The organism is bacterium (assembly GCA_021108215.1).
In the GTDB taxonomy this organism is placed as follows: Bacteria; Oederibacteriota; JAAXVQ01; order JAAXVQ01; family JAUVAV01; genus JAIORK01.
This window is the reverse complement of sequence record JAIORK010000028.1, coordinates 98413-111535: the sequence shown is the minus strand read 5'-3', so window position 1 is coordinate 111535 and position 13123 is coordinate 98413. Positions and strand designations below refer to the sequence as shown.

The window sequence follows — 13123 nt, the reverse complement described above, 5'->3', positions numbered from 1 at the left end:
TCACTATTATTGTTAAGGGAGTAGCACCATGAAGATCTCACCGGAAGAAGTTACGGATGTTATCAAAAAGCAGCTGGAGGGATTTACCAGCCAGTCTGAGTTGGAGGAAGTCGGGACGGTTTTACAGGTCGGCGATGGTATTGCCCGGATCTGGGGGCTGACCGGTGCCATGTCCATGGAGCTGCTGGAATTTCCCAACAATGTGTATGGCATGGTCCTCAATCTGGAGAAAGATAATGTCGGTTGTGTTTTGCTCGGTGATTACACGTTGATTAAAGAAGGCGACAAGGTCAAGCGGACACGGAAAATTATGGAAGTACCCACGGGAAAAGCACTGCTGGGCAGGGTGGTCAATGCCTTGGGACAGCCGATTGACGGCAAAGGGGACCTGCCTGCGGACTGTAACCGGCGGCCGGTGGAAAGGCGTGCGCATGGTGTGGTGGAACGCCAGCCGGTGAAAGAGCCGTTGCAAACCGGTATTAAAGCGATTGATGCCATGGTTCCGATTGGACGCGGGCAACGTGAGTTGATTATTGGCGACCGCCAGACCGGGAAGACCGCCGTGGCTGTGGATGCCATTATCAATCAAAAAAATACAGATGTTTTTTGTGTCTATGTCGCGATCGGGCAAAAGCAATCCACGGTCGCGCAGGTGGTTAAAACGCTGGAAGAACATCAGGTCATGGATAAAACCATTGTGGTCACAGCCGGTGCCAGCGAACCCGCGCCCATGCTGTATTTGGCGCCTTATGCCGGATGTGCGATGGCGGAAGAATTTTTAATGAACGGGCAGCATGCCCTGATTATTTATGATGACCTGTCCAAGCACGCCATTGCGTATCGTCAGATGTCTTTGCTGCTTCGCCGGCCGCCGGGACGCGAAGCCTATCCGGGGGATGTTTTTTATCTGCACTCACGCCTTTTGGAGCGTGCGTCTAAATTGAATAATGAACTCGGCGGCGGGTCATTGACAGCACTGCCGTTGATTGAGACACAGGCCGGAGATATTTCAGCGTATATTCCGACCAATGTTATTTCCATTACAGACGGCCAGATTTTTTTGGAGGGGAACTTGTTTCACTCCGGACAGCGTCCGGCCATCAATGTTGGTCTCTCGGTCTCGCGCGTCGGCGGCAGTGCACAGATTAAAGCCATGAAACAAATGGCGGGCCGGTTACGCATGGACATGTCGCAGTACCGCGAATTGGCTGCGTTTGCCCAGTTTGGCTCTGATTTGGACAAAGCCACCAAAGCGCAATTGGCGCGCGGTGAGCGTATGATGCAGGTACTCAAGCAGCCGCAATATGTTCCCATGCCGATTGAAGAACAGATTGTTATTATCCTGGCCGGCACGACCGGTGGTCTGGATGATGTGCCGGTAAAAGCGGTGATTCGTTTTGAAAAAGAACTACTGGCCTTTTGCCGCGAGTCACATGGATCATTGCTGGCGACTGTCAAGGAAAAAGGTGTTATGGATGATGCCCTGCAAGAACAGGTACAGGAAGCGATTAAAGAATTTAAAAAAAGTTTTAAGGAATAAAAATCCACGGGTTTACCCGGCATACGCCGGGCAGGCTGCCCGTGGGATTTTTGTCGAGAGATGTTCGCCCTGCCTTAAAGCATGGCAGGATGTCGCGCCGAGTCGCTGAAATATCAATTCGGTGCTCCACCTTCAATCGGCGATATTTTTACTTGCTTCATTGATGGACTTACCCGGCATTCGCCGGGCAGGCTGTCCATCGTGTTCGCACCAGCACGATAAAAGCCACTGGCATAAATTAGTGGTTTTTTGTGCTTTGGCAACGGGCAACAGTCCACGGCCAAAGCAGTCGCACAACAAAGGAGTGTTGTTCCGTGGCCAATGTCCGACAGGTCCGTGACCGGATCAAGAGTGTTAAAAATATTCAGCAGATCACCCGCGCGATGAAGATGGTCGCCTCGGCACGTTTGCGCAAAGCGCAGACCCAGTTGATGGAAGCGCGTCCTTACAGCACCAAGATTAAAGAGATGGTGGTCAACAGTGCCGGTCGTTCCGGCGATGACAATCATCCGCTATTGCAGGGAAATCCAAAAGCACCTGCCGGATTGGTTGTTATGACCGCAGACAAGGGATTGTGTGCCGGGTTCAATGTGCAGACATTACAGGCAGTGGGACGTAAACTGGCAGTATTGGAAAAACCCGGGGATGCGGAAGTGTTGGCGCTGGGAAGGAAATCCGTGGATTTTTTTAGACGTTCAGGGATTAAACCCTTCAAGGAGTGGGCGGGGTTTTGGCAGGAATTGAGCTGGCACCATGCCGATGCCATGGGGCAGGAATTGATAGACCTTTACAGCGCGGGGCGTTGGTCGAGTCTGACATTTGTTTTCAATGGATTCAAATCCATGATGACCCAGGAAGTCACGGAAAAAATTATTCTGCCGTTGCCCAAACCGGAACCTGCGGAAAACGAGGGACAACGGTTGCGTGAATATATGTTTGAACCCGGGGAAGCGGAGATCTTTAAGTATATGCTTCCCCGGTATGTGAAAATATCATTGTGGCGTGCGATGCTCGAATCAAAAGCCGCTGAGTTGGCGGCGCGTATGCAGGCCATGGATAGTGCGACCCAAAGTGCCAGTGAGATGATTGATGATCTGACCTTGCAGATGAACCGGGCGCGTCAGGCCATGATCACTAATGAAATTTCAGAATTGGTGGGAAGTGCGGAAGCGATTAATGCATAATGTTGGAAATGTATTATGGAGTTGCATGCCGACGGCATGAGACGAGGGGGTTTGCTTTATGAGTGAAGGAAAAGTATCGCAGGTCATTGGAGCGGTTGTGGATGTTGAATTTCCATCAGGAAAATTACCGCCGTTATATCAGTCGTTGCGGGTGGTCGGGACGTATAAGGTGGGTGATTTGGAAAGTGAAATCGCGGTGGTCCTGGAAGTGCAGGCACATCAGGGCGACAACACGGTTCGCTGTGTTGCCATGTCTTCGACCGACGGCATGACACGCGGCATGAAAGTGTTGGATTTGGGAAGCCCGATTCATGTGCCGGTCGGCCGTACGACCCTGGGACGGATGATGAATGTTTTAGGGGAACCGGTTGACGAGATGGGGAAAATCAATAGTGAAAAGACCTATCCCATTCACCGTCCCAAACCAAGCTTTGAGGAACAAGATACCGCCACCAAGCAATTGGAGACCGGCATCAAGGTTATTGATTTGCTGGCACCCTATCCCCGGGGCGGTAAAGTTGGTTTGTTCGGCGGCGCCGGTGTGGGCAAGACGGTTTTGATTATGGAATTGATCCGTAACATTGCGACCGAACATGGCGGTTTTTCAGTGTTCGGCGGTGTGGGAGAGCGTACGCGTGAAGGCAATGATCTCTGGCTGGAAATGAAAGGCTCCGGGGTTTTGGAAAAAACAGCCATGGTCTTTGGTCAGATGAATGAACCGCCGGGAGCGCGTATGCGTGTGGCCTTGTCCGCATTGACTCAGGCTGAATATTTTCGTGATGAAGAAGGGCAGGACGTGCTCCTGTTTATTGATAATATTTTCCGTTTTACTCAGGCAGGCTCCGAAGTCTCGGCCCTGCTCGGCCGGATGCCTTCAGCAGTCGGGTACCAGCCGACTTTGGCCACTGAGATGGGGGAATTGCAGGAACGGATTACCTCGACCAAACGCGGTTCAGTGACCTCGATCCAGGCGATTTATGTACCGGCCGATGATTTGACCGATCCGGCACCGGCAACCGCTTTTTCACATTTGGATGCAACCACGGTTTTATCTCGTGCGATTGTTGAACAAGGTATTTATCCGGCAGTAGACCCGCTGGATTCAACCTCGCGGATACTCACGCCGGATGTTGTGGGTGAAGAACACTATCAGGTGGCCCGCTCTGTGCAGCAGGTGATCCAGCGTTACAAAGAGCTCCAGGATATTATTGCCATCCTGGGGATGGATGAGCTTTCCGAAGAGGATAAAATTCTGGTAGGCCGGGCACGTAAAGTTCAGCGTTTTTTATCCCAGCCGTTTTTTGTAGCGGAGGATTTTACTCAGACCCCGGGACGGTATGTAGCCTTGAAGGACACCATCGCGGGATTCAAAGAGATTGTGGATGGCAAGCATGATACACTGCCCGAGCAGGCATTTGTCAATGTCGGTACAATTGAAGAAGTGATTTCCAAAGCCAAACAATTGGCCTGATGGACCATGGATTCGCGCCGGCACGATAACAGAGGGTGACAATGGAAAAGAAAATATTGTTGGAATTGGTAACACCGGAACGCCATGTAGCTGCCGAGGAAGTGGATGCGCTTGTTTGTCCGGGTCTGGAGGGGAGTTTTGGTGTGCTGCCCGGCCACTTGCCGTTGGTGGCGGCACTCAAACCCGGAATGCTCAAGGTGCAGCGCGGTGCGGAGGAAATTATTTATGCGATTGGCGGGGGCTATGCAGAGGTGTCGGCGAACAAAACAATGATTCTGGCCGACACCGCCGAATTGGCTGAGGATATTGATATTGAAGCGGCGCGCAAGGAGAAAGAACGTGCCCTCGCGCAGATGAAAAAAGGGCTGCATGGCGCTGAAATGGAGGGTGTGGAAGTTTCCTTGAAAAAAGCGCTGGCGCGACTTAGCGTCGCCAATGTGGTGCGGCGCAGGAAAGGCTCTTGAGGGCATTTAATTTGCTTGATAGGCTCAGGAAAATATGATAACAAGGTATAAAGTGAATTCAGCATGGATAAAGGGGGAAGCACAATGCAGAAAACAGTAGCGTGGGTAGGAGTGGTTTTTTTGGCCGGTTTTTTGGCAGTATTAGCAAATGCTGATCAAACAAATTATGATATCGGCAAAGTGGGTGGTTCGGAATTAAAAATCGGATTAGGTCCTCGACCGGTTGCCATGGGTGAGGCATTCGTAGCCAAAGCCGACGATCTCAATGCCACAGCCTGGAATGCCGCCGGTTTGGCGCAGATTCAGGGACACCAAGCAGGATTTATGCATAACATCTATATAGAAGACACCGCACTTGAATACCTAGCCTATGCACAGAATATTTTTGAAGGCGCAGGTGTGGGTGTCAATCTGATGATGCTCAATTACGGCACCATGGATAAAGTTGAGGAAGTCAACGGTCTCCCGGAGATTACCGGTGAGTTTACCCCCATGGTATTTGCTTTTACCGCCGGATATGGGCAGTGGGTTATGCCCGCTCTGGCAATTGGCGGTGCGATTAAATTTTACAGTCAAAATATTGATGAAGAATCTTATTCAGCAGTCGCAGTCGATGTGGGTGCGATCTTTAAACTCTCCGAATTGGGTGCCAAGGGTTTCCAGGCCGGATTGTCCATTCAGAATCTCGGTACCAGCATTGGTGATGCATCTTTGCCTATGAATGCCAAAGCAGGCTTGGCCTATGAAACGCCTTTGAAAATTTCTGAAAATGATACCTGGAATATTTTAGTGGATGTCAATCTTCCTTTTGGTGATGTCAATTATACCTCCGGTAATATTGGGACGGAGTATTGCTACAACAACCTCGTGGCTGTTCGTGCCGGCTACAAGATCAAAGATACCGGCGATCTGGGCGGCATCACCGGTTTGACAGCAGGTGCCGGTGTTAAACTTCCGGTGGGTGCCAATATCAGCCTGGGCATTGACTATGCGCTGCTTTCCTACGGTGATCTGGGCATGACCCATCAGATCGCGATTGGCGTTGGATTCTAAATAATCTCTTTTTTAAAAGCCCTGCACCTTATTGGTGCAGGGCTTTTTTATTCTAAAATGTTCGCCTTTCCGACTGAACACTGTTCCTCAAAATTAATATGAGTCAATGCGTGCAGACCCCCAACTGTGAATTGTACTTTACTAACATAATTGTATACTGTAAAGTTTGATGGAGTAGTAGATTTGATAAAATTGTTAATAAATAGAGGGTGAAGATGTCCGGGAATATTGCGAAAAAATGGCAAGAACAAGCAAATTATGATTTGGAAACAGCCAACTCAATGTTGGAATCATCCCGTTATCTTTATGTTCTTTTTTGCTGCCAACAAGCAATTGAGAAGATATTAAAAGCAGTGATAGTGGTAAAGAAAAACGAAATGCCACCAAGAAGTCATCAATTGATTAGATTGGCTGAATTTGCAGAAATAACTTTAGAAGAAGACAGTGCTGATTTTTTTAGAGAGCTATCAAATTATTATATTCATTCGCGTTATCCGGATACTCTCGAAATTGCGGGTGAGTTGCTGGATAGAACACAAACAGAAAAGGTACTTGTGAAATCGAAGGAGGTTTTCCAATGGCTGAAATTGATGCTTTGATTAAAGCCAGGGCCATTCAGGCTGTAAAATTATTACGCGATTATACAGAAATTGGTGAAGCCTATATTTTTGGTTCTTATGCGGAGGGAAAAGAAGATCAATATAGTGATATTGATCTTGGGATATTTATAGAAGAGTTTGAAAAATGGGATTTATTTAAAATGTCTAAAATAAGTGCAATTATTCAGAAAAAAGCCGGTGATGATCTGGAATTGCATTTTTTTTCAAATAAGGATTCAAGCCATCTTGAAAAAGCAAGCTTTGCGAATTATGTAAAGCAGCACGGATATCCTTTATCAACGTGATGAGCCCGTGTATGGCCCGGCTAACAGAATAATTTGTTTCCGAACATCCGGTATACATTGGGAGGGCAGTCCTTTTTTTAAGGGCGCGGTATGCCGTCACCGGAGATGTGAAAGAAACCGTCAAAATCGCGGTCGTGAAATAAGGGGATTTGAACCAGATGAATCAACCTTACTACCAAACACCGTCCCTCAAAACTCGTCCCAGATCACATGCTGCTTACAAATCGCAAGCTATCCTAAATAGTATCGGTAATCAGTTGGGAGAGCGATGATGGGGTATTGGTGCCAGATAATATAAGTGGAATTTATTAATTGACTTTATTGACCCTTTGGGTAAAAATAGTCATATCATGATAAAACGCTTAATTTTCAATAAATTACTGGAAGAAATCAAGCGACCGGAAATTAATATTCTTTTAGGTCCGAGACAGGTAGGCAAAACAACCCTTCTCAAGCAACTTCAAAAATATGCCAAAAGTCATGGCTCTCAAACGCATTTCTATGATCTTGAGCAACCGCAAGTGCTGGCAGAATTTAACACATCCGATCAACTCATTATTGAAAAATTAACGCGTTCGGGCTCCATACTATTTATCGATGAATTTCACTATCTGGAAAATGCATCCAAACTATTCAAAGCCATTTATGACTCTGACCAACATGTAAAAATATTTTGTTCAGGGTCTTCATCGCTTGAAATTCATAAACATCTTCGTGAAAGCCTTGCCGGGCGACGATTGCTTTTTCATATTTTCCCGCTACAATTTTCAGAAATTCACGCCAGCCGGTCTCGAACGGTATTGGATGATTATTTGGTTTATGGCGGGTTGCCAGGGTTGACGCATATAGAGACGGAGGAGCGGAAACAGCAGTTGTTGGTTGAGCTGTTAAGCAGTTATATTCTCAAAGATGTTAAATCTTTGGTTAAGGAAGAGAATATCCGGGTTTTCAATCATTTGTTATATTTATTGGCGGAAAATCAAGGTTCGGTGATTTCCGTTCATTCCCTTGCCAATCAGGTGAATATGAGTTCGAAAGCAATAAACCGGTATTTGGATATTCTGGAAGGGACATATGTTAATTTCAGGATATATAGTTTTTCTCGCAATCTTGGAAATGAGTTGAAAAAGTCCTGTAAAACCTATTTATATGATCTGGGAATTAGAAATGCTATTTTAAAAGATTTTTCAAGCATGAGGGGAAGGGCGGATAAGGGTGTTTTGATGGAAAGTCTGGTTTTTTTAAAATTGCAGAGTATACTTTCTCCCAATATGGAAATAAAGTTTTGGAGGACCAAAACCGGGGATGAGGTGGATTTTATTTTACTGAAAAACCGCAAACCCTATCCGATTGAAGTGAAAAGTAATTGTCACCTGCCGGAGTTACCAAAAGGATTGAAGCGGTTTTTAGATCGCTATCCGGAAACAGAAAAAGCTTTTGTTGTGAATAATAATTTATCCGATCAGATTTACTATCAATCCTGTAAAGTGGAATTTATTCCTATAGAAAATTTTGTGATTAAATGGGAGCTGCGAGAAGATGGATAGGGTTTTAGATCGTCTGCTTTTGGGGATGAGCTCATCATCACGCCGCCAGTTTATTCAATTTTTTCATAGCGGAATACAGATCATAGGCTGTCTGGAGGTTCATCCAGAATTCGGCGGTTGTTTTAAGTTGCGCTGCCAGAAGTACCGCAGTCTCGGCACTGATGCCACGCTTGCCATTGATTAATGTATTGACCCTCTGTATGGGCACGCCAATGCTTTTAGCAAATGCGACCTGAGAAATCTCCATGGGTTTGAGAAATTCTTCTAAAAGAATTTTTCCCGGATGTGTTGGTTGTCTATGTGTAGGAAGCATGTTTGTCACCTCATTTGTGATAGTCTGCAATGCCGACTTCGGAAGCATTGCCACTTGTAAATTTAAAAATGATACGATATTGATCATTTATTCTGATGCTGTGAAATCCCGATAATTTACCTTTTAGCGCTTCAAGTCGGTTTCCGGGTGGATATCTTAAATCCAGTAGCTCAGCCGCTGAATGAATCATATCGAGCTTTCTTTGTGCGATATTTCAAACCGAGTGAGGAGTTTTCCGCGCAGCTTTGGTATTGAGACCATTGAAAATATCTTCGGTTGTTTTGTCTCGAATATGTAAAAGCATACATTGAGTATATCGGTTTAACGGATAGTGTGCAAGTGATAAATAGAAAATAGTTACATTTCAGAGTATTCCTCACCACGAAGTTTCCTAACTTGAAGTCACAGTCTGTGACCTCAAGTTAGGAAACCAAGTACCAAGCGCGGGAAATGATACAACAGACTCGACGATACCGATACAATCTAAACTTTATAAATAAACGGGAATATTGACAAACTTTATAAAGTTTGTTACATTTGGATTATGACTATAAAGGAACAATTATCCCTGATTGCAAAGGTGTCGGGCAAGACGCAGGAGAAACTCGCCGCTGAGTTGGAGGTCTCATTCCCGACGCTGAATAGCTGGATCAACGGCAAGTCTGAGCCGCGTCAAGCTGCTCAACAGCGCATACAAGCACTATACCAGCAGTTTACGGGGAAAAATGTTATCCCGGAAACGCAGCTGGAGGGGAAAAAGCGCGCGATACTGCACACCTGCAAGCAGTATCCGAAACTGGTGACGCTGTTCAATACCCGCAAAGATCTGTACGACCAATTTCTTTTATCGCTCACCTATAATACCAACCGCATTGAGGGGAGTACGTTGACGGAGCCTGAAACCGCTGCGATTCTATTTCAAAACGCCGCACTGGCGGATAAATCCCTGATTGAACACATGGAAGTCAAAAACCATCAGGCAGCATTCTCTTTGATGATACAGCATATTTTCGCTGGGAAGCCGATCACGGAAAATTTTGTGCTCAAACTCCATGCAAAATTGATGAATGGTATCAAGGACGATGCCGGGCTATATCGCAGGCATGCGGTGCGGATTGTTGGTTCCCATGTGCCGACAGCGAATTATTTGAAACTTAATGTATTGATGCCGGAATTATTGAAAACAATCCGCGCAGGGGATAAGGATAGCATTGGTTTCACGGTACGCATCCACAGCCGCTTTGAACAGATCCATCCTTTCTCCGATGGCAACGGACGGGTGGGGCGTTTGTTGTTGTGGGCCATGCTGTTGCAGAAAAATATCGCGCCTGCCGTCATTGCACAGGCGGACCGGCACTATTACATTATGTATTTGAATCAGCCGCAATTGAAAGAGGATTACAGTCGGTTGGAAGACTTCATATGCGACGGCATATTAGCGGGGTACGCATTGATCGGATAGGCAATTTCCGGTGAAAGGAGTATACAATAGACTAGACGATACCTATACGATACTTGGCGACGTGAATCGGGACATGGTAGGAAACGGTCCCACAGCCGAAAGGATATTGTACTGAGAGACTCCGTCCCCCATTGCCTCCCCATTTTTGGGTAGTCCCTATGCCGGGTATTGCCAACAAAAAAATAAGTAACCATCCCCAGAGTTTATAGTCAAGAACACGCATGGAATTTTTCCTTGTTTCCCGGTCCATTTATTTGATTAACGCGATTTTTTTGGTTTTCAATACTTTTCCGTTTACCACTGTTTTTACGAGATAAATGCCGGGTGCAACGTGGGCGCAATTCCAGTTAATCACCACGTTTTTACCCTGGGCTTTATATTCGGCTATTTCAGAAATTTTGTTTCCCGCCATATCAAATATTACAATTTTGACATCCGCATTGTTTTCCAGATCAAGCATAAAAGCCATGCGGTTTTTCGCTGGATTGGGATAAGGCATGATTTCATTCTTTTTAATTCTTGCTCTTTTGGCTGTAGCAGTAGGTGTAAATGTAAATGTGCTGCCATGCGTTTGTGTTACTGTCGCTGTTGCCGTGGGTGATATTATGGGTATCGGGGTCTCCGTACGGGTAATCAATGGTGTGGCGCTATTTGTGGCGGTTACAGTAGGAGTGGAAGTTAACGCTATCGTTGGAATTTGAGTAAACGTAGTTGTTGGCGTTGCCGTGTTGACCGTTGTTGGCGTTGCCGTGTTGACCGTTGTTGGCGTTGCCGTGTTAACCGTTGTTGGTGTTGCCGTGCTCGTCGGGGAGGCTGTACTGGTTGCAGTTGGTACCGGGGTTGCGGTATTTGTAGGTATGCTGGTAAAGGTGGAGGTTGGCAGGGGGGTTGGAATGTATGTTGGATCAATGGTTTGCGCTGCACCGAAAACCAACGTAGGATCGCCTAATAAATTCAGGATCAATCCCGCCCAACCCCAATCATATTCGCCCATGTGTGCACTCAACACACCGGATCTGGAATCATGAAAAATCACGCCCAAAGGAACTTCTTCTTTTACCGCATCTGCAAAAGCATAGGAGTAGCCTGCAGTGAGCCCGCTGCCAAGTCCGTCTCGGGAATTGCCAATATAAGCTACAGCTCCTTTTGACCCGTAAACAAATTTTTCGCCCATACAATCACCGTCAGAAGTCGTTCCGCCATACCGGCTCCATCCATCAAAAGAAGCACCGAAACAGCCCAATGAATATAAAAAATGTGGCTGGCTGTTAGTAAGCAAACTAATGTCATCCGGTGTCATTTTAAGGTTATAAGAAGGATTGGAGTGTCCAAAATGAAAGAGTAAATGATATTTGTTTGAATTGATACCATCCACCCAACCATAATTCATCGTATTTAGACCATTAAGCAATGCATTGACATTCCATAAATAATAAGCACTTCCAATGACACAATCATAAAGCCTGGCGGTACTATAGCTGGAATTATTTGCGGTTACTTTGGCGGCAATATTGTTTAAGGTTGCATCGGCAAAGCCCGGGTTAAGCCACTCGCCGGCCATGAGCATGTCTCCGGAAGTATTATTATAGGAAAAAATTTTGTCGATAAAATTGGTTGTTTCGGCAATGGTATTCACCGGGGCGCGACCCACATAGACTTCCATAATCGGATCAATGGCCTGGTAGGGATACGTATAGAGCCAGTCTCCATCCAGTCCTCCGTAATACATATCAGTTGGAATCCAGGTGGCTCCCAACCCCGGCGGGACAGAACCCATTACGCGGAAGGCGGGGATAATTTGAGTATCACCGCCTAATAATATATATTTTGTTCCCCAGGTATTGTACGCATCCTTAATAAAATTTCTTATTTTAACACTCAGGGTCTTTTCGGCGGAACTTTCCCAAGCATCATAAAATGCCGGGCCGTCATCAATATAATTTTGAGCAATTTCCTCTACCGTATAGATCGTTGTTTTTAGATTCTGACCGTTCCTTTGATCCGCTAGCTGCTGAAAAGTGGGTTTTAATTGATTGTTGGTAATAATCACAAAATGATATTCCTGTCCTGCAAGAGCTGCCGCGGTCACTTGCGAAGGCGTGTCCGGATACTGATCAATCGCTGCCGGATTATCAACTAGCTTTTTGATGCGTTCATTATCATCTTTATTATTTCTGAAATATATTTTCCCTTGGGATGCGCTTGTGGCCGGAGCAGGTTTTTCTACGGATACAGTCACAGTAATAGTTGTATAATAGCTTATCGCATGGGATTGGGGATAATAAACAACCGGAACAATTTTCAGAAAAAGAATATTCATTCCACAAGCTTTTTGAATAGATGAATTGGCTGATGTGAAAATAGTGGAGGGATAGGACGCGCTTGAAGAATAAATGGACGCAGCATAAACAGGACTGTCTTTTTGTTTTGCGCTCAGGGGGGCTGCTTTGGCACCGGGTTCAATTTGCGGGCCTATTGGAATCATCTGTGCCAAATTACCGCTTATTTCAACTTTAAGTTTTTCCAAAGAATCAATGTGCGGCGGCAACAGTATTTTGGCTGTTTTAAAGGGAAGTCTGGGCTGGCTAAATTCACCGGCGGTTTCCAAACCTGCTATGCTTATTTCCGTATTACCGCTTTTTGGTGAAATTGTGATTTGGGGTGAGCTAAACTGATAAGTGATGGGTTGTAGTGTTTGCATATCAAATGAATTTGCAGTATCTAAGGTGGGTGTTTCAAAATTAATGATGTTTGATATATAAGAAACTTGTTTGGTTTCAGCAGCAACATCACTTGTCATTAGTAAAAAAGCCAGCCAGAAAAGGGATAAAATCAGTTTGGGGAAAAACACAGATGTTTTCACTTGAACCCCCTTGTTTAATGCGAATAGTGATAAAGTATATCATAGAAATTAGTCATTTCAAAATTAGCGGGTGGAGTGCATCTTGTAAGTTGTACTCGGGAGTCAGGTGCCAGGCACTGGAAAACCTGTATAATTTAAACATATTCATATAGACTCACAGTAAATATCCTTTGTAAATAAGCGTTTCTTTTTACTAATCGCTCACTATTATGAGCGATTAGCTTGACAGAGTGAGCGTTTAGAGATTTATGGTCAGGACGTAGTCCGAATAACTGATTAACTGTTCAAATTTCTCCAATTCCTTTGTTTCTTCACCCTTTCA

At 45.6% G+C, this 13123-nt stretch carries 11 protein-coding genes and 1 pseudogene; 9 read left to right on the top strand and 3 right to left on the bottom strand.

Annotated elements, in window-relative coordinates; translation table 11 throughout:
• Nucleotides 1-28 precede the first annotated feature (28 nt).
• The 8 genes from atpA to K8S19_05780 all read left to right on the top strand — a co-directional run bounded on the left by atpA (nt 29) and on the right by K8S19_05780 (nt 8163).
• Nucleotides 29-1540 (top strand): F0F1 ATP synthase subunit alpha, encoded by a 1512-nt coding sequence (gene atpA, locus K8S19_05815; protein MCD4813191.1) that lies wholly within the window; start codon nt 29-31, stop codon nt 1538-1540.
• Between the two features lie 314 nt (nt 1541-1854).
• Entirely contained in the window at nt 1855-2724 is an 870-nt protein-coding gene (atpG, locus tag K8S19_05810) for an ATP synthase F1 subunit gamma (protein ID MCD4813190.1), read from the top strand.
• Between the two features lie 58 nt (nt 2725-2782).
• Entirely contained in the window at nt 2783-4195 is a 1413-nt protein-coding gene (atpD, locus tag K8S19_05805; protein ID MCD4813189.1) for a F0F1 ATP synthase subunit beta, read from the top strand.
• 41 nt (nt 4196-4236) lie between these two features.
• Complete coding sequence (locus K8S19_05800; protein MCD4813188.1) at nt 4237-4659, top strand: F0F1 ATP synthase subunit epsilon; 423 nt, start codon at nt 4237-4239, stop codon at nt 4657-4659.
• An 84-nt stretch (nt 4660-4743) separates the two neighbouring features.
• Nucleotides 4744-5712 (top strand): PorV/PorQ family protein, encoded by a 969-nt coding sequence (locus K8S19_05795; GenBank protein MCD4813187.1) that lies wholly within the window; start codon nt 4744-4746, stop codon nt 5710-5712.
• Nucleotides 5713-5927: 215 nt separating this feature from the next.
• Nucleotides 5928-6311, top strand: coding sequence for a HEPN domain-containing protein (locus K8S19_05790; protein MCD4813186.1), 384 nt, complete (start codon nt 5928-5930; stop codon nt 6309-6311).
• Nucleotides 6290-6616, top strand: coding sequence for a nucleotidyltransferase domain-containing protein (locus tag K8S19_05785; protein MCD4813185.1), 327 nt, complete (start codon nt 6290-6292; stop codon nt 6614-6616). The genes K8S19_05790 and K8S19_05785 overlap by 22 nt, the downstream gene beginning before the upstream one ends.
• Before the next feature lie 350 nt (nt 6617-6966).
• Nucleotides 6967-8163: an ATP-binding protein gene (locus K8S19_05780; GenBank protein ID MCD4813184.1), complete on the top strand. Its 1197-nt coding sequence runs from the start codon at nt 6967-6969 to the stop codon at nt 8161-8163.
• A gap of 37 nt (nt 8164-8200) precedes the next feature.
• On the opposite strand, the gene K8S19_05775 is transcribed toward K8S19_05780, so the two are convergent.
• Nucleotides 8201-8476 carry a HigA family addiction module antidote protein gene (locus K8S19_05775; protein MCD4813183.1) on the bottom strand — a complete coding sequence of 92 codons (276 nt, stop codon included), beginning with the start codon at nt 8474-8476 and terminating at the stop codon, nt 8201-8203.
• A gap of 10 nt (nt 8477-8486) precedes the next feature.
• A pseudogene (locus K8S19_05770) lies at nt 8487-8780 on the bottom strand (type II toxin-antitoxin system RelE/ParE family toxin).
• 240 nt (nt 8781-9020) lie between these two features.
• Between K8S19_05770 and K8S19_05765 the strand changes: the two are divergent.
• The gene (locus tag K8S19_05765; GenBank protein MCD4813182.1) at nt 9021-9938 is read left to right on the top strand and encodes a Fic family protein; all 918 of its coding nucleotides are present in this window, start codon (nt 9021-9023) and stop codon (nt 9936-9938) included.
• A gap of 250 nt (nt 9939-10188) precedes the next feature.
• Here K8S19_05765 and K8S19_05760 read toward each other — a convergent pair whose 3' ends face one another.
• Nucleotides 10189-12801 carry a T9SS type A sorting domain-containing protein gene (locus K8S19_05760; protein ID MCD4813181.1) on the bottom strand — a complete coding sequence of 871 codons (2613 nt, stop codon included), beginning with the start codon at nt 12799-12801 and terminating at the stop codon, nt 10189-10191.
• Between the last annotated feature and the right edge of the window lie 322 nt (nt 12802-13123).